Genomic DNA, 15,642 nt, shown 5'->3' with positions numbered 1-15,642 from the left:
CAATGAGTGAAGAACGAAACGCCATCCCCCTGATCATTACCGGTATTTGCACCATCATCGGCACAGTCGGTGCCCTGTGGTACTACGGTTACCTGCATTTTGCCAAGCCTGAAGATGCGTTGTTGCTCAGCGACTACACCATGCTCAAGACCATCCCCGGCGAGGACTACAAAGTCTCGCTAACCCCGGCCAACCAAGTGGCCAAGTGCATTGATGGCATCATCGTGTTGTTCGACACCGAGCAAAAAGGCCTGACAGGCGTGCTGGTCAACAACAAGAAACAAGCCGTGCGCTGCCTGGGCGAAGAAACACCGAAGCTGCAACAGTAAATACGCCCGCGCCTGCGTCAACAAAAAGCCCCGCCTGATCACTCAGGCGGGGCTTTTGGTTTAACGCTTACAGACTTACTGCATCGACGAACGCGGCGCTACTGGCTGGTTGTCGTTGGAGATGGTCACTTCAACGCGACGGTTCTGAGCACGGCCCGAATCGGTAGCGTTGCTGGCAACCGGGTATTCCTTGCCATAACCCTGAGCCACGATGCGGGTTGGGTCGACGCCTTTACGAACCAGTGCGGTACGCACGGCGTTAGCACGACGCTCAGACAATGTCTGGTTGAAAGCTGCCGAACCTACGCTGTCGGTGTAACCCTCAACAATCACCTTGCGATCCGGGTTTTGGATCAGGTACTCAGCCAAGGTATTGATGTTGCGCATGCCGTTAGGCTGCAAATCAGATTTGCCGAACTGGAACAGCACGTCACCGAAGGTCACCAAGGTGCCGCGTTCGGTTTGCTTGGCGTTCATGCCTTGCAGTTGCTTGATCTGAGCATCACGGGCGTCCAACAGTGCCTGGGCACGGGCAGCGGCCGAGTTTTTCAGTTGCGCTTCAGCGGTGCGCAGCGCGATGGTTTGCTTGGCCACTTCAACACGTTGGTTGGTCAGGTAAGCCAACTGATCAACCTTGGACTCGTCTTCTTTATCCAAGTAGGCCTTTTGAGCCTTGTCCAGCCATTCGCTGGCGTCCTTGGTTTCCAGCGCAGCAACCTTGGTCGCTTCAGGGTTGGTTTGCAGCGCCGAGAAATTGGTCTTGGCGTTTTCCAGGTTAACGTTCGGCTGGCTTGAGCAAGCAGCCAGGCCAACGCTCAGGGCCAGCAGGGCAGGGATCAGTACTGTATTGCGCATAATATTTAGTCCTTTGTATCGATTAGGAATGCTGTGTCGCAGAAACAGTCAAAAAGGGGCGGCGTTTACTTAACGCTGCGCATGCCTTCCTGACGCAATTCCTGAACGGCTTTCTGAGCATCCTGAACGGCTTTCTCGGCTTTGGCGGCCTGAGCTTTGCGTTCGGCTACACGAGCGTCCCACTCAGCTTGCTCGGCCAAACGCTTGGCGTCCTTGTAGTTCTTGTCGTGCATGGCCAGCTCGGCCTGCTTGAGTTTGTCTTGAGCAGATTTCATTTCCACAGGGGCGTATTCAGTACCGCCAGCGCTCACAGCGTTGTTAACCGCCGATTGAGTCACCGCGTATTGCTCCGATGGAGGGTTGCCAGCACAGCCGGCCAAAACGAAGCTGGTACCGATTGCCAACGCAGCCAGTTTTAGCCCGCGCAGGCGAGGTGAGGTGGTTTTGACAGTGCGGGTCATCATGGTCTTCAACTCCATTAGGTAACTCCTAAAAAACATCAAATTCCATCACGATTGCGGCGCCACTGATCATTACCTGTGACGTCACCCTGAGTGTTAGTGCACAGGCTCTAAAGGTGATGGTTAATGGCTCTGACCGAAGCGTTTTTTGAATAGTTCAAAAAAAAAGATGGCAAATGGCCTAAAAGCTTTATGACCGAGCAGTCAGATGTTTTTGATGCTGGCACCTGCGTTCAAGGCTTCTGGCATGGGCTTTGTAGCCTTGGGCCAAGGTTTGCGGGGTGTTTGTTTGCATTCAGTCGGGGGCACCCGTGTGTTGCTGAAACGAGTCAGTCTTGCGTGGGGAGCGTTTAGTTTTTTTATCGCGCTCATGGCTTGCCACGGGCGACAGTTGCGACGCACTCTTGGGCACGAGCTGTCCCCGGATACCGCTGGAGAAATTGCTGATGACTGATATTGATGCGCGCTTGCGTGATGACGTTCACCTGCTGGGTGAGCTGTTGGGCAATACCATTCGTGACCAATATGGCGAAGCGTTCCTCGCCAAAATTGAACGCATTCGCCAAGGCGCCAAAGCCGATCGGCGCGGCACCACCGGCGAGGAGCTGAGTGAGATTCTCGATGCTTTGAGCGACGATGAAGTGCTGCCGGTAGCGCGCGCGTTCAACCAGTTTTTGAACCTGGCCAACATCGCCGAGCAATACGAACTCATCCACCGCCGCGAAGAAGGCAAGCCCGAACCCTTTGAAGCGTTGGTGTTGCCCACGTTGTTGGAGCGTTTACTGGCACAAGGTCACAACCCGGAATCACTGGCGCGACACATCAGCCGGTTGGACATTGAGCTGGTGCTCACCGCTCACCCCACTGAAGTCACGCGCCGCACATTGATTCAAAAATACGATGCCATTGCTGAGCAGTTGGCCGCTCAAGACCATCGTGATCTGACCCGCGCCGAAAAATCGCACATCGAACAGCGCCTGCAACGTTTGATTGCCGAGGCGTGGCATACCGAAGAAATCCGTCGCACCCGGCCCACTCCTGTGGATGAAGCCAAATGGGGTTTTGCAGTGATCGAGCATTCGTTATGGCAGGCCGTGCCAAACATGTTGCGCAAGGCAGACCAAGCGCTTCATGCTGCCACGGGCCTGCATTTGCCGCTCGAAGCCACACCCATTCGCTTTGCTTCATGGATGGGCGGCGACCGGGACGGCAACCCCAATGTCACCGCTAGCGTTACTCGCGAAGTGTTGCTGCTGGCACGCTGGATGGCGGCCGATTTGTACTTGCGTGATATCGACAAACTGGCCGCCGACTTGTCGATGCAGCAAGCCACACCGCAGCTGTTGGCGGTGGCGGGAGAGCGTGCAGAGCCTTATCGCGCGGTGCTTAAAAAGTTGCGTGATCGGCTGCGTATTACGCGCAACTGGGCGCACAGTTCATTGAGCACGACACAACCTGCCCCCGATGGTGTGCTGCATGACAACCGCGATCTGCTGGCACCTTTGCAGCTGTGTTATCAGTCGTTGCATGACTGTGGCATGGGCGTGATTGCTGATGGCCCGCTGCTTGATTTTCTGCGACGCGCTGTGACGTTTGGCCTGTTTTTGGTGCGCCTTGATGTGCGACAGGATGCGGCCCGACATGCTTCGGCAATGACCGAAATTACCGATTATCTCGGTTTGGGTCGTTACGAAGACTGGGACGAAGACCAACGCTTGGCGTTCCTGATGCGAGAGCTGGCCAACCGTCGCCCTTTGCTACCGGGGTATTTCAAGCCCGGCGCGGACACGGCCGAAGTGCTGGCCACCTGCCGAGAAGTAGCGGCTGCACCGGGCGCTTCGCTGGGGTCCTACGTGATCTCGATGGCGGGTGCGGCCTCGGATGTACTGGCCGTGCAGCTCTTGCTCAAAGAGGCTGGGCTCGAACGGCCAATGCGTGTGGTGCCACTGTTTGAAACCCTTGCTGACCTCGACAATGCGGGGCCGGTGATTGAGCGTTTGCTGCTGTTGCCTGGCTATCGCGCACGGCTGCATGGCCCGCAAGAAGTGATGATTGGTTACTCCGACTCGGCCAAAGATGCTGGCACCACGGCTGCTGCTTGGGCGCAATATCGAGCGCAAGAAACACTGGTCAATCTGTGTCGTGAGCAAGACGTTGAACTGCTGCTGTTTCATGGCCGTGGTGGCACTGTAGGTCGAGGCGGCGGCCCCGCTCACGCAGCCATCCTGTCTCAGCCACCGGGTTCGGTGGCGGGCCGTTTTCGCACCACAGAACAAGGGGAGATGATCCGCTTCAAGTTCGGCTTGCCTGACATTGCCGAGCAAAACCTCAACCTGTACCTGGCGGCTGTGCTGGAAGCGACCTTACTGCCGCCGCCATTGCCCGAGCCGGGCTGGCGCACATTGATGGACGAATTGGCTGAGGATGGGGTCAAGGCCTACCGCGCTGTCGTGCGGGACAACCCGCAGTTCGTCGAATACTTCCGCCAATCCACACCCGAGCAGGAGTTGGGGCGTTTGCCCTTGGGCAGTCGCCCGGCTAAACGCCGCGCCGGAGGCATTGAAAGTCTGCGCGCCATCCCGTGGATTTTTGGCTGGACTCAAACGCGCCTTATGTTGCCCGCCTGGCTGGGTTGGGAAACCGCCTTGAATAAAGCTTTGGCACGAGGAGAGGGCGAACAGTTGGCGCAAATGCGTGAGCAATGGCCGTTTTTTCGTACGCGCATCGACATGCTGGAGATGGTGCTGGCCAAGGCAGATGCCGATATTGCCCGCCTGTACGACGAGCGTTTGGTTGCCCCGCAGCTGCTGCCTTTAGGTGCACATTTACGCGACTTATTGTCGCAGGCGTGTGAAGTGGTATTGGGTTTGACCGGGCGGTCTCAGCTGATGGAGCACAGCCCGGAAACGCTTGAGTTCATTCGTTTGCGCAATACCTACCTTGACCCGCTGCATCTGTTGCAGGCTGAGTTGCTAGCGCGTTCTCGGCGACAACAAGGCGCACAAGGCAGCCCTCTGGAACAAGCGTTGCTGGTGACTGTGGCCGGTATTGCAGCAGGTTTGCGCAATACCGGCTAAGGGCGGCGTTGGGTAATGTGTCGCGTCAAAGCGCTTTAAGCCGATGCAGGTTACATGCCGACTTCAGCGCAGGCGCGACACATGAGTGTTGGGTTGCGACCTGTGACACCCGGCCGCAAGCGCTGGTTTGTCGCGGATTAATCATGCTTTGGCCTGCTTGTGTGGGTCGAGCCTGCTGTGTATCTTGATCAGCCCTTGGCCGTTTGGGCGGCCATCACCCGATTTTGAGATTGGCCCAAAGAGGCGAGTCTGTTGTCATTTAAATAAAAAGTTGAGGAGCACATCGATGCGCGTAATTCTGCTGGGAGCTCCCGGGGCCGGTAAAGGTACTCAGGCAAAGTTCATCACTGAAAAATTTGGCATCCCGCAAATCTCCACTGGCGACATGTTGCGTGCAGCGGTAAAAGCTGGCACTGAACTGGGCCTGATCGCTAAAAGCGTCATGGACAGCGGCGGTCTGGTTTCCGATGACTTGATCATCAACCTGGTTAAAGAACGCATCAGCCAGGACGATTGCAAAAACGGTTTCCTGTTCGACGGTTTCCCTCGCACCATTCCGCAAGCCGAAGCGCTGGTGAAAAACGGTGTTGAGCTGGACCACGTACTTGAAATCGCTGTTGAAGACGAAGAAATTGTTCAGCGCATCGCTGGCCGTCGTGTACACGATGCGTCGGGCCGCGTTTACCACATCGTCTACAACCCGCCGAAAGTAGAAGGCAAAGACGACGTCACCGGCGACGAGCTGGTACAGCGCAAAGACGACACCGAAGAAACTGTTCGTCATCGTCTGTCGGTTTACCACTCGCAAACCAAGCCGCTGGTGGAGTTCTACCAAAAGCTGTCTGCTGCGCAAGGCAAGCCTAAGTACAGCCACGTTGAAGGCGTTGGCTCGGTTGAGTCCATCACCGCCAAGGTGCTTGAAGCGCTGAGCTGATCATCGATTTGCTCTGATACAACAGCCCGCTTGCGGGCTGTTGTTGTTTATACTGCTGCACTTTTTTCCATTTTGATTCTGACGGGAACACCGATGAGCACCTTGCTGGCCCTGGATACCGCGACTGAAGCTTGCTCTGTTGCCTTGCTGCACGATGGCAAGGTCACGAGCCACTACGAGGTGATCCCGCGCCTGCACGCGCAAAAGCTGTTACCGATGATCAAAACCTTGTTGGCCGAAGCAGGTGTTGAACTGTCGGCAGTCCAAGCCATTGCCTTTGGTCGTGGCCCGGGTGCATTTACCGGCGTGCGCATTGCCATTGGCGTGGTTCAAGGCTTGGCGTTTGCACTGGAGCGCCCGGTGCTGCCAATTTCTAACCTGGCCGTATTGGCCCAGCGTGCGTATCGCGAACACGGTGCAACACAAGTTGCGGCGGCGATTGATGCACGCATGGACGAAGTCTATTGGGGTTGCTATCGCGAGGTGGCCGGCGAAATGCGCTTGGTCGGTGCTGAAGCGGTATTGGCACCCGAAGCCGCTAACTTGCCGGACGACGCCACTGGTGACTGGTTTGGCGCGGGCACCGGTTGGGGTTATGTCGAACGCTTGAGCCCCCAACCTTACGCAATGGACGCGGGCATGTTGCCCCACGCCGAAGACTTGCTGACCTTAGCGCGCTTTGCCTGGGCGCGAGGCGAAGCCATCGTTGCTGACGATGCACAGCCGGTGTACCTGCGCGACAAAGTCGCAACGCCTAAAGCCAAGGCGTGACAACCAAACCTTGTAGTCGCTGCCGCAGGCTGTGATGAGGGTCGCAAGGTTTTCAAGAAACGGGCTGCTGCGTATCCCTTCGCAGCCTGCGGCAGCGACTACAGTGTGGGTAGGCCTTAAACCTTTTTGTGTTTTTGCAGTCTAGTCATCACTTAGGCAATTGATTAGTTCGGCAGGTGCCGCTAAATTGCCATCATTGCTACCGGGCTTGTATGTATGCGCATAGACGGCTTTTCCTCACAGTCCTACCCGATCAAGCGCAAGCCGCGTAAAGGCAAGCTGCTGGTCGATGAGTCGGTTGAAGACAGCGAAATCGTTTTTGAGCACGCACCACAAGCCGCTCGTGCGCAAGGCTCCAGTGAGCGCATCAGCCAGTTGCCGGCTCGTCAGCAAGATATGATCTTCCAGCGTGCCATGAGCAAAAAAGTGGCCAGCGCATTGACCAGCTACCTGACCACAGCAGGTTTTGTTGACTGGGAAATAGAAGTGCTGGGGCTAGACCTGTACATTTGAGCGCATGACTGACGCTCACCTTCCTTATTTCTTGGGTTGCCCGTCCTGGAGTGAAAACGCCTGGCGCGAAGGGCTGTACCCGCAAAACGCTCGGCAGGCTGATTTTCTGAGCTTGTACGCGCAAGTCTTCAATGCTGTCGAAGGCAATACCACGTTTTACGCCAGGCCATTACTGAGCACGGTCGAACGCTGGGCTCAAAGCCTGCCCGAGCATTTTCGCTTTACCGCCAAGTTCCCGCGCGACATCAGTCACGGCGGTGACCTACGAGAACAAGGTCAGGCGGTAGAAAGCTTCCTACAGTTGTTGCGACCGCTTGGTGTGCGCGTAGCGCCACTTTGGCTGCAACTCCCGGCAAGCTTCGGTCCGCAGCGTTTAGCTGAGCTGGTGAGCTTTATAGACGCGCTGGAGCGTCCGTTGGCGATTGAAGTGCGTCACCCGGAGTTCTTTGCCAAGGGCGACGCTGAGCGCGTATTGAATCGGGTGCTGATGGATCGTGGGGTTGAACGCATTTGTCTCGATCCGCGAGCCTTGTTCAGTTGCACTTCAACGGCCCCTACTGTGCTGCATGCGCAAGCGAAAAAGCCTAAGGTGCCACCGCGCCCGGCCGCGTTTACGCAGTTCCCACAAGTGCGCTTTATTGGCCGCCCGGAGCTTGAGGCTAACGACCCGTTTTTAGTGCCGTGGGTTGAAAAAGTCGCGGGCTGGATCGAAGAAGGTCGTACGCCTTACGTGTTTTTGCACACGCCTGACAATCACCTTGCGCCTGAGCTGGCGCGGCGCTTTCATCAGCAGTTGAGCGAAAGGTTACCGGGGCTGCCCGAGTTGCCTGAATCACAGCCACCTCAAACCCACGAGCAATTGGGGCTGCTCTAGGCCGCTAGGCGCAGGTTGTTGACGATCAATGGACGTGCCCAGCCAAGGTCGAAATCCATCGCCCGTTGTTGTTCGATCAACGTTATGGCGTCAAACGGTTCGGCAGGTTTGTCTAGCAAGTCCATTTCAAACTCCGCAATCGGCAAGTGCAATGGACGCGGCTCAGGGGCAGGGCCTGGCTGTGGCAGCGGATGCCCGGCGGCCATCACTATTGGGCGTACCCAATTGCTGTCGAAGTCCTGCTGGTGTTGCTGGGCAAAAAGTTCGTCTGGCGGATAAGGCTTGGCGATTGGCGGCAGCAAGTCCAGCTCGAACTCGGCAATCGGCAAAAACAGGGCTTCAGGTGGGCGCAGTTCGGTGTCCTGAACATCGCAGTGGCGCTGAGTTACGATGCTGCTCAGCAGCTCACTACCGCCGCTAGGTTCAAGGCCTTCATCCACCACCAACGCTTGCGTATCGATCGGCGAAAATTCGTCAGTGCTGGACTGTTCTGCCAATGCTTGGGCGTAGAAGTCCTTCCACAGGTGATTGACGCTGCCTGTGATCTGCGAATTGTGTCGGCCAAAGGCGCCAATGGGCGCGATAAAACCTAACGATGTGGAATGAATGTCTGACATAGCTCTCGGTCGACGCCCAGCTCTGGCAAAATGCCGGATATTTCATTTATCGGCAGCGTTTGCCGATCATTAAATTTTTGAGCGTGTTTTTAAATGATTGAGCAAACAGCAGGCTGTCGTATCAAAGTTCAGGCGCTGGATGAGGCCTTTCAGGCCTTGGCTGAGCAATGGGCTGAACGCTTGGGCCTGCCTTTGAACGAGCCCGACGCAGAGTTCGCGTTGCAGGTGTCAGCGCAGGGTTTGCAGTTGCAGCAACTGGGGCCTGACGCGCCCGGCCCGGTGCGGGTCGACTTTGTAGAGGGCGGGGCGGCCCATCGGCGTTTGTTTGGTGGTGGCACCGGGCAGATGATCGCCAAAGCAGTGGGCATTCAACAAGGCGTGCGCCCACGGGTGCTGGATGCGACAGCGGGTTTGGGTAAGGACGCATTCGTGTTGGCGAGTCTGGGCTGTGAAATGAGCCTGATCGAACGCCAGCCACTGATCGGCGCGTTACTTGAGGACGGTCTGGCCCGTGGGTTGGACGACTTTGAAGTGGCTCCTATTGTGTCGCGCATGCACTTGCTCAAGGGCAACTCGATTGAGGTGATGCGCAATTGGGAAGGTGAGCCGCCGCAAGTGATCTACCTCGATCCGATGTTCCCGCATCGTGAGAAAACAGCGCTGGTTAAGAAAGAAATGCGCCTGTTCCGGCCATTGGTGGGTGATGACAACGACGCCCCGGCCTTGCTGGAAGCGGCTTTGGCCTTGGCCACTCACCGCGTGGTGGTCAAGCGTGCGCGCAAAGCGCCTTCTATTGCGGGGCCTAAGCCGAGCCACGCATTGGATGGTAAGTCGAGCCGTTACGACATTTACCCGAAAAAAGCGTTAAAACCCTGAGTCATCCATGCCCGTGGGAGTTGCCGTAGCTTGCGCCAACCCTACGGGTATGCGGTGTAAGCCCGTATAAACAGCCCAATCACTTCTTGTACATGGGCTTCGACGGCTTGTGCATTCAACGGTTCGCCGTAGCCATAGAGCAGCCGAAAATTAGGCGCGCCTTTGATCAGGCAAAAAAAGTGCTCGGCGGCGTTGTGTGGATTCGCAATACGCAGCGCACCGCTTTGATGAATCTCACCCAACAATCGACCCATTTCCGACAGCATTCGCTGCGGCCCGGCCTCGAAAAAAATCTGTGACAGTTTTGGGTCTTGGCTGCCCAAGTTGATCATCAGCCGGTGCAAGTTCAACGACTCTTCACTGTTGATCAGGGCATAAAAACCACGGGCGATGTTCAACAACACCGTCTCAATCGGCATGCCTTGGGGCAGCGCAAACAGTAAGCCCGGCAATTGCTCGGTGCATTTGGCCATAACTGCCGAGGAGAACAACGTCTCCTTGTCAGTGAAGTGGCTATAGACCGTCAGTTTTGACACCCCGGCCAGGTTAGCGACGGCGTCCATGCTGGTGCTGGCAAATCCTTTGCTCAAAAACAAATGTTTGGCCGCGTCCAGAATCGACTGGCGTTTGGCCATGTCTTTTGGGCGACCGGGGGCATTGGGGGCTAAAGGATGGTCAGACATTTCCGTTTATTACTGGACTGGTGAGTTTGGTATTAATAACATGCCGGCCAGTATAAATATTCCAAGCCTCATTAGCGAAAGGTCATCTCCATGTTGCGCCACGCCTTGCCCCGCGCTGTGCCTGTCTGTTTGGTGTTTTTGTTGGCTGCATGTGGCCATGAAGAGCCTGTGCACATCAACATTAGCCCTGCGATGGTGGTGCAACCCCAGCCTTCAGCGATGGCCAGCCAAAGTTACCCCGGTGAAGTCCGTGCGCGTTTTGACCCTCAGTTGGCGTTTCGTATTGGCGGCAAAGTCACTAAACGGCTGGTGGACGAAGGCGAGCGCGTCAAGGCCAATCAACCATTGGCCGAACTTGACCCTCAGGATGTGCGCCTGCAATTGGACGCCACGCGGGCTCAAGTTGCCGCCGCTCAAGCTAACCTGAACTTGGTGCGCTCGGAGCGTGATCGTTACAAAACGCTGCTGGATCGGCAGATGGTCAGTCGTTCGCAGTTCGACAATGCCGAAAACCTTTACCGCGCAGGGGAGGCCAAGCTGCAACAGCTTAAGGCTGAGCAGGATGTGGCCAGCAATCAGGCCAGTTATGCCGTTTTGCGTGCGCCACAAGATGGCGTGATCGCCCAGCGCCAAGTGGAAGTGGGGCAGGTAGTGGCAGCGGGGCAAACGGTATTTACCCTTGCTGCGGACGGTGATCGTGAAGTGCTGATAAGCCTGCCGGAGCAAGACTTTGGCCGTTTCAAAATGGGATTGCCGGTGTCGGTTGAGCTGTGGTCGCAACCCGAACAGCGCTTCAGCGGGCGCATTCGCGAGCTGTCCCCTGCGGCAGACCCTAAGTCGCGCACCTTTGCCGCGCGTATTGCTTTCACTGCGGGCAAGGTGCCGGCCGAGTTGGGCCAAAGTGCCAGAGTGTTTATCCAGAGCGAAGGCGTGAGCGCATTGTCTGTGCCGCTGTCGGCCCTGAGTGCTGAAAATGGAGCAGCCTACGTATGGCGAGTCGGGGCCGGTAACAAACTGGAGCAAGTCCCTGTGCGCGTTGGGCCGTATGGCGAAAAAACCGTGCCGGTATTGGAAGGGCTCGCGCCCGAAGACTGGATCGTCTCAGCCGGCGTGCATGTGTTGCACCAAGGGCAGGAGGTGCGACCAGTTGATCGTTCCAATCGAACGATCAACGTAGCGGCGAAGGAGTAATCCCGATGGGTTTTAACCTTTCTGCCTGGGCGTTGCGTAATCGCCAAATTGTGCTGTTTTTGATGTTGTTACTGGCCATTGTGGGCGGGCTTTCCTATACAAAACTGGGACAAAGCGAAGACCCTCCGTTCACGTTCAAAGCGATGGTAATCCGTACGTTGTGGCCGGGTGCCACTGCCGAAGAGGTTTCGCGCCAAGTCACTGAACGCATTGAAAAGAAGCTCATGGAAACCGGCGAGTACGAACGCATTGTTTCGTTTTCGCGCCCAGGCGAGTCGCAAGTGACCTTTATGGCCCGCGACTCCATGCACTCCAATGAAGTCCCGGAGCTGTGGTATCAGGTTCGCAAAAAGATCAGCGACATCCGACACACCTTGCCGCCCGGTATTCAGGGGCCGTTTTTCAACGACGAATTTGGCACCACGTTCGGCAATATCTACAGCCTGAGCGGCGAAGGTTACGACTATGCGGTGCTTAAGGATTACGCCGACCGTATCCAAATCCAGCTGCAACGGGTCAAAGATGTCGGCAAGGTCGAGTTGCTGGGCCTGCAAGACGAAAAAATCTGGATCGAACTCTCTAACCTCAAGCTAGCCACGTTGGGCTTACCGCTGGAGGCTGTTCAAAAAGCCCTGGAAGAACAAAACGCAGTCTCAACGGCCGGGTTCTTCGAGACACCCACCGAGCGTGTTCAATTGCGCGTGAGCGGTAATTTCAAAACAGTCGAAGAGATTGAGCGGTTCCCGATCAGGGTTGGCGAGCGCACGTTACGTATTGAAGACGTTGCCGATGTGCGCCGCGGTTTCAACGACCCACCCGCCCCGCGCATGCGTTTTATGGGGCAGGACGCGATTGGTCTGGCGGTGGCCATGAAAGATGGCGGTGACATTCTGGTTTTGGGCAAGGCGCTTGAGGCCGAGTTTGCCCGCATCCAAAAGAACCTGCCGGCCGGGATGCAACTGAGCAAGGTTTCAGACCAACCTGCAGCGGTAAAAACCAGCGTAGGCGAATTCGTGCAGGTGCTGGTGGAAGCGCTGGCGATTGTGCTGCTGGTGAGCTTCTTCTCGCTGGGTGTGCGTACCGGAATGGTGGTGGCCTTGACCATCCCGCTGGTGTTGGCGATGACCTTTGCCACCATGCACTACTTTGGCATTGGCCTGCACAAGATATCGTTAGGCGCGCTGGTGCTGGCGCTGGGGTTGCTGGTGGATGACGCCATCATCGCCGTTGAAATGATGGCGATCAAAATGGAACAGGGCTACGACCGGTTCAAGGCGGCTAGCTTTGCCTGGACGAGCACGGCGTTCCCGATGCTGACCGGGACGCTGATTACGGCGGCAGGTTTTTTGCCCATCGCTATGGCGCAATCAAGCACGGGTGAATACACGCGTTCGATTTTTCAGGTGGTTACCATTGCGCTGCTGGCGTCATGGATTGCCGCCGTGGTGTTTGTGCCGTATTTGGGGGCGTTGCTGCTGCCGGATCTGGCGAAGATTCATGCCGCTAAACATGGCGCTGGCGATGGCGCGCCCGACCCGTATGGCACGCCGTTTTACCAGCGCATTCGTCGGTTGGTTGAATGGTGCGTACGCCGCCGTAAAACCGTGATTGCACTGACCGCGTTGCTGTTTGTAGGGTCGGTGGTGCTGTTCAAGTTTGTACCGCAGCAGTTCTTTCCAGCATCGAGCCGACTGGAGCTGATGGTCGATTTAAAACTGGCCGAAGGCGCTTCATTGAGCAATACCACTGAGCAGGTTAAACGTCTGGAAGGTTTGCTCAAGGGGCACCCCGGTATCGTTAACTATGTGGCTTACGCCGGGACGGGTTCACCGCGCTATTACTTGCCGCTGGATCAGCAATTGCCTGCAGCAAGTTTTGCCCAGTTTGTGGTCTTGGCCCAGACCATCGAAGACCGCGAGCAACTGCGCACTTGGCTGATAGACACCCTGAACGAGCAATTTCCGACCATACGTTCGCGGGTCACGCGCTTGGAAAACGGCCCGCCAGTGGGCTATCCGGTGCAGTTTCGGGTGACGGGTGAGCACATCGAAGCAGTACGAGCGCTGGCACGTAAAGTGGCGACCAAGGTTCGGGAAAACCCTCACGTGGTTAACGTACACCTGGACTGGGAAGAACCGAGCAAGGTGGTGTATCTCAACGTCGATCAAGACCGCGCCCGCGCGTTGGGCGTGAGTACGGCAAACGTGTCGCGCTTTTTGCAGAGCACATTGTTGGGCTCCACCGTCAGCCAATATCGCGAAGACAATGAGTTGATCGAAATTCTGCTGCGCGGCACGCCCAACGAGCGTAGGGAGCTGGCGCTGCTGCCGAGTTTGTCGGTGCCCACGGACAATGGCAAAAGCGTGGCCTTGTCGCAAATTGCGACGCTGGAATATGGATTTGAAGAAGGCATTATCTGGCACCGCAATCGCTTACCTAACGTGACTGTCCGGGCGGACATTTATGGCAAGGAGCAACCTGCGACGCTGGTGCAGCAGATTCTTCCCACCCTTGAAGGTGTGCGTGCCGAGCTGCCAGATGGCTATTTGCTGGAGGTTGGCGGTACGGTTGAAGACTCAACCCGTGGGCAGAACTCGGTCAAGGCCGGGGTGCCGCTGTTTATTGTGGTGGTGCTGACATTGCTGATGGTGCAACTGCGCAGCTTCTCTCGTATGGCGATGGTGTTTCTGACTGCGCCCCTGGGCTTGATCGGTGTAACGCTGTTTTTGCTGGTGTTCAACCAGCCGTTCGGCTTTGTGGCGATGCTGGGCACTATCGCTTTGTCGGGCATGATCATGCGCAACTCGGTGATTTTGGTTGACCAAATCGAGCAGGACAAAGCAGCGGGGCTGGCGCCGTGGCAGGCGATTATTGAAGCGACGGTGCGCAGGTTTCGCCCGATTGTGCTGACCGCGCTGGCGGCAGTACTGGCGATGATTCCTCTGTCACGCAGCGTGTTCTTTGGCCCTATGGCCGTAGCAATCATGGGCGGGCTGATCGTGGCAACGGCGTTGACCTTGCTGTTTTTGCCAGCGCTGTACGCAGCGTGGTTCAAGGTGAAGAAGGCATAAGGTAGTTAACGCATAACAGTGGGACTGTCGAGGCGCGAAGGTTGCGAGTTCTTGCCCTTAATGGGTAAGTGTTTAGATCAAAAGATCGCAGCCTTCGTGCCTCGACAGCTCCTACGGGCAGTGCTTAGTGAGCGACCTGATCCATACGCAAACGCAGCGGTTGCGAGGTGTGGTCATTGAGATCAACGCCGTTGTGTTCGGTGGTGATAAACAGCAGTTGGCCGTTATCTTCGATCTGCGCGCTCACTGCATACGTGTGGCCCGGTTTGATTTGGCTGGGGTCGTACGTTAAGTGAAACGGCAGTGGCACTTGGCCTTTGATCTGGCCGCTCTGCTTGGCCAGTGTGATTGCCGAAGCATCCGCCAGCGATACATCTTGCAGCCTCACCTCCAAGATGGCGGTGGGTGGCAGCGCGATACGTTGCAGGTAGAACACTTCGCCGTTAAGCAGCGCTTGGGGAGTACCAGTCGGAGTATTGGAGTTTTTTTCGTGGGTCATTTTAGATTTCCTTATCTTTGTTTTATCTAATGTGGGTGTATTACCAAAGTTGGTATACATCCAACACTAGCTCCTTTGTGAACGACAATATCAACTCAAGACGCATCCGTGCGTCTTTGAGGAAATACCCTGTAGATCGTTAAGGTCTTATCCTACAAAACGGTCGAAATCACCGTTTTTATAGTCAATGAGCGACCTGATCCACACGCAAGCGCAGCGGTTGTGGGGTGTGGTCATTGAGATCAACGCTGTTGTGTTCGGTGGTGATAAACAGCAGTTGGCCGTTATCTTCGATCCGCGCGCTCACTGAATACGTGTGGCCCGGTTTGATTTGGCTGGGGTCGTACGTTAAGTGAAACGGCAGTGGCACTTGGCCTTTGATCTGGCCGCTTTGCTTGGCCAGTGTGACTGCCGGAGCATCCGCCAGCGATACATCTTGCAGCCTCACCTCCAAGGTGGCGGTGGGTGGCAGGGCGATGCGTTGTAGGTAAAACACTTCGCCGTCCAGGCTTGCTTGTGGCGTGGAGTTCACCGAGCTACAGGCTCCGAGCAGGGCGGTCAGGCTGAGGATAAGAATTTTTTTCATTGGGATACTCCGTTTCGTTTTCCGAGTACGAGGTTTCATACAAGGACATGGAAAGGATTCTAACAATGAAGTTCCTGAAGAATAGCCTTTGAGTGATTTGAAGCTCAGGCTAGATACCGCAGTTTAGACTGCAGCGAAGATGAACGGATGGCTCCCCTTGGCTTCGCTGCAACACTTAAATCTTAATTGTTTGGCTTGACGCCATTGCCGCCTTGAGCGCCGCCAGTTTGTGGCTTGACGCCATTGCCACCATGAACGCCATGCTCAGTAACTACCAAAAAGGAGCCGTCACTGCCGCCTTGAGC

The 15,642-nt window shown here is 56.2% G+C and carries 15 protein-coding genes; 9 read left to right on the top strand and 6 right to left on the bottom strand.

The window, feature by feature from the left end:
• The first annotated feature begins 2 nt into the window (after positions 1 to 2).
• Positions 3 to 329, top strand: a complete 327-nt coding sequence (locus ACZRJQ_RS17870) for a hypothetical protein (RefSeq protein ID WP_463979658.1) — start codon at positions 3 to 5, stop codon at positions 327 to 329.
• 75 nt (positions 330 to 404) lie between these two features.
• On the opposite strand, the gene lptF is transcribed toward ACZRJQ_RS17870, so the two are convergent.
• A complete protein-coding gene (gene lptF, locus ACZRJQ_RS17865) occupies positions 405 to 1,184 on the bottom strand; it encodes a lipotoxin F family OmpA-related lipoprotein LptF (RefSeq protein ID WP_463979657.1) in 780 nt (259 codons plus the stop codon).
• Positions 1,185 to 1,249: 65 nt separating this feature from the next.
• Complete coding sequence (locus ACZRJQ_RS17860; protein WP_048363326.1) at positions 1,250 to 1,663, bottom strand: DUF4398 domain-containing protein; 414 nt, start codon at positions 1,661 to 1,663, stop codon at positions 1,250 to 1,252.
• Between the two features lie 428 nt (positions 1,664 to 2,091).
• Between ACZRJQ_RS17860 and ppc the strand changes: the two genes are divergently transcribed.
• From ppc to ACZRJQ_RS17835, 5 genes are all read left to right on the top strand, one after another.
• Positions 2,092 to 4,722 (top strand): phosphoenolpyruvate carboxylase, encoded by a 2,631-nt coding sequence (gene ppc / locus ACZRJQ_RS17855; RefSeq protein WP_463979656.1) that lies wholly within the window; start codon positions 2,092 to 2,094, stop codon positions 4,720 to 4,722.
• Between the two features lie 286 nt (positions 4,723 to 5,008).
• A complete protein-coding gene (adk, locus tag ACZRJQ_RS17850; protein ID WP_463979655.1) occupies positions 5,009 to 5,656 on the top strand; it encodes an adenylate kinase in 648 nt (215 codons plus the stop codon).
• A 93-nt stretch (positions 5,657 to 5,749) separates the two neighbouring features.
• Positions 5,750 to 6,427, top strand: a complete 678-nt coding sequence (gene tsaB, locus ACZRJQ_RS17845) for a tRNA (adenosine(37)-N6)-threonylcarbamoyltransferase complex dimerization subunit type 1 TsaB (RefSeq protein ID WP_463979654.1) — start codon at positions 5,750 to 5,752, stop codon at positions 6,425 to 6,427.
• 216 nt (positions 6,428 to 6,643) lie between these two features.
• Positions 6,644 to 6,940 (top strand): hypothetical protein, encoded by a 297-nt coding sequence (locus ACZRJQ_RS17840; protein ID WP_463979653.1) that lies wholly within the window; start codon positions 6,644 to 6,646, stop codon positions 6,938 to 6,940.
• A 4-nt stretch (positions 6,941 to 6,944) separates the two neighbouring features.
• Positions 6,945 to 7,814 carry a DUF72 domain-containing protein gene (locus ACZRJQ_RS17835; RefSeq protein WP_463979652.1) on the top strand — a complete coding sequence of 290 codons (870 nt, stop codon included), beginning with the start codon at positions 6,945 to 6,947 and terminating at the stop codon, positions 7,812 to 7,814.
• Here ACZRJQ_RS17835 and ACZRJQ_RS17830 read toward each other — a convergent pair.
• Complete coding sequence (locus tag ACZRJQ_RS17830) at positions 7,811 to 8,431, bottom strand: energy transducer TonB (RefSeq protein WP_463979651.1); 621 nt, start codon at positions 8,429 to 8,431, stop codon at positions 7,811 to 7,813. The two genes, ACZRJQ_RS17835 and ACZRJQ_RS17830, sit on opposite strands and share 4 nt — an antisense overlap.
• 93 nt (positions 8,432 to 8,524) lie before the next feature.
• Between ACZRJQ_RS17830 and ACZRJQ_RS17825 the strand changes: the two genes are divergently transcribed.
• Positions 8,525 to 9,307: a class I SAM-dependent methyltransferase gene (locus ACZRJQ_RS17825; protein ID WP_463979650.1), complete on the top strand. Its 783-nt coding sequence runs from the start codon at positions 8,525 to 8,527 to the stop codon at positions 9,305 to 9,307.
• Positions 9,308 to 9,348: 41 nt separating this feature from the next.
• Here ACZRJQ_RS17825 and ACZRJQ_RS17820 read toward each other — a convergent pair whose 3' ends face one another.
• Positions 9,349 to 9,990, bottom strand: a complete 642-nt coding sequence (locus ACZRJQ_RS17820) for a TetR/AcrR family transcriptional regulator (protein ID WP_463979649.1) — start codon at positions 9,988 to 9,990, stop codon at positions 9,349 to 9,351.
• A 90-nt stretch (positions 9,991 to 10,080) separates the two neighbouring features.
• Between ACZRJQ_RS17820 and ACZRJQ_RS17815 the strand changes: the two genes are divergently transcribed.
• Both ACZRJQ_RS17815 and ACZRJQ_RS17810 read left to right on the top strand, forming a co-directional pair.
• Entirely contained in the window at positions 10,081 to 11,181 is a 1,101-nt protein-coding gene (locus tag ACZRJQ_RS17815) for an efflux RND transporter periplasmic adaptor subunit (protein WP_463979648.1), read from the top strand.
• A gap of 5 nt (positions 11,182 to 11,186) precedes the next feature.
• Positions 11,187 to 14,252: an efflux RND transporter permease subunit gene (locus ACZRJQ_RS17810; RefSeq protein WP_463979647.1), complete on the top strand. Its 3,066-nt coding sequence runs from the start codon at positions 11,187 to 11,189 to the stop codon at positions 14,250 to 14,252.
• A 124-nt stretch (positions 14,253 to 14,376) separates the two neighbouring features.
• On the opposite strand, the gene ACZRJQ_RS17805 is transcribed toward ACZRJQ_RS17810, so the two are convergent.
• Both ACZRJQ_RS17805 and ACZRJQ_RS17800 read right to left on the bottom strand, forming a co-directional pair.
• The gene (locus ACZRJQ_RS17805) at positions 14,377 to 14,751 is read right to left on the bottom strand and encodes a YbaY family lipoprotein (RefSeq protein WP_463979646.1); all 375 of its coding nucleotides are present in this window, start codon (positions 14,749 to 14,751) and stop codon (positions 14,377 to 14,379) included.
• 184 nt (positions 14,752 to 14,935) lie between these two features.
• Positions 14,936 to 15,337: a YbaY family lipoprotein gene (locus ACZRJQ_RS17800; RefSeq protein WP_463979645.1), complete on the bottom strand. Its 402-nt coding sequence runs from the start codon at positions 15,335 to 15,337 to the stop codon at positions 14,936 to 14,938.
• Positions 15,338 to 15,642 lie beyond the last annotated feature (305 nt).

It is taken from the genome of Pseudomonas sp. E315 (assembly GCF_055406205.1).
This window is presented reverse-complemented; position numbering and strand designations above follow the sequence as displayed.

Excerpts from the sequence above, each read along its gene's own strand:
- ACZRJQ_RS17835 (WP_463979652.1), top strand. The coding sequence starts at position 6,945 with ATGACTGACGCTCACCTTCCTTATTTCTTGGGTTGCCCGTCCTGGAGT.
- adk (WP_463979655.1), top strand. The coding sequence starts at position 5,009 with ATGCGCGTAATTCTGCTGGGAGCTCCCGGGGCCGGTAAAGGTACTCAG.
- ACZRJQ_RS17800 (WP_463979645.1), bottom strand. The coding sequence starts at position 15,337 with ATGAAAAAAATTCTTATCCTCAGCCTGACCGCCCTGCTCGGAGCCTGT.
- ACZRJQ_RS17840 (WP_463979653.1), top strand. The coding sequence starts at position 6,644 with ATGCGCATAGACGGCTTTTCCTCACAGTCCTACCCGATCAAGCGCAAG.
- ACZRJQ_RS17825 (WP_463979650.1), top strand. The coding sequence starts at position 8,525 with ATGATTGAGCAAACAGCAGGCTGTCGTATCAAAGTTCAGGCGCTGGAT.
- ACZRJQ_RS17830 (WP_463979651.1), bottom strand. The coding sequence starts at position 8,431 with ATGTCAGACATTCATTCCACATCGTTAGGTTTTATCGCGCCCATTGGC.
- lptF (WP_463979657.1), bottom strand. The coding sequence starts at position 1,184 with ATGCGCAATACAGTACTGATCCCTGCCCTGCTGGCCCTGAGCGTTGGC.
- ACZRJQ_RS17860 (WP_048363326.1), bottom strand. The coding sequence starts at position 1,663 with ATGGAGTTGAAGACCATGATGACCCGCACTGTCAAAACCACCTCACCT.
- ACZRJQ_RS17870 (WP_463979658.1), top strand. The coding sequence starts at position 3 with ATGAGTGAAGAACGAAACGCCATCCCCCTGATCATTACCGGTATTTGC.
- ppc (WP_463979656.1), top strand. The coding sequence starts at position 2,092 with ATGACTGATATTGATGCGCGCTTGCGTGATGACGTTCACCTGCTGGGT.
- ACZRJQ_RS17810 (WP_463979647.1), top strand. The coding sequence starts at position 11,187 with ATGGGTTTTAACCTTTCTGCCTGGGCGTTGCGTAATCGCCAAATTGTG.
- ACZRJQ_RS17805 (WP_463979646.1), bottom strand. The coding sequence starts at position 14,751 with ATGACCCACGAAAAAAACTCCAATACTCCGACTGGTACTCCCCAAGCG.
- tsaB (WP_463979654.1), top strand. The coding sequence starts at position 5,750 with ATGAGCACCTTGCTGGCCCTGGATACCGCGACTGAAGCTTGCTCTGTT.
- ACZRJQ_RS17820 (WP_463979649.1), bottom strand. The coding sequence starts at position 9,990 with ATGTCTGACCATCCTTTAGCCCCCAATGCCCCCGGTCGCCCAAAAGAC.
- ACZRJQ_RS17815 (WP_463979648.1), top strand. The coding sequence starts at position 10,081 with ATGTTGCGCCACGCCTTGCCCCGCGCTGTGCCTGTCTGTTTGGTGTTT.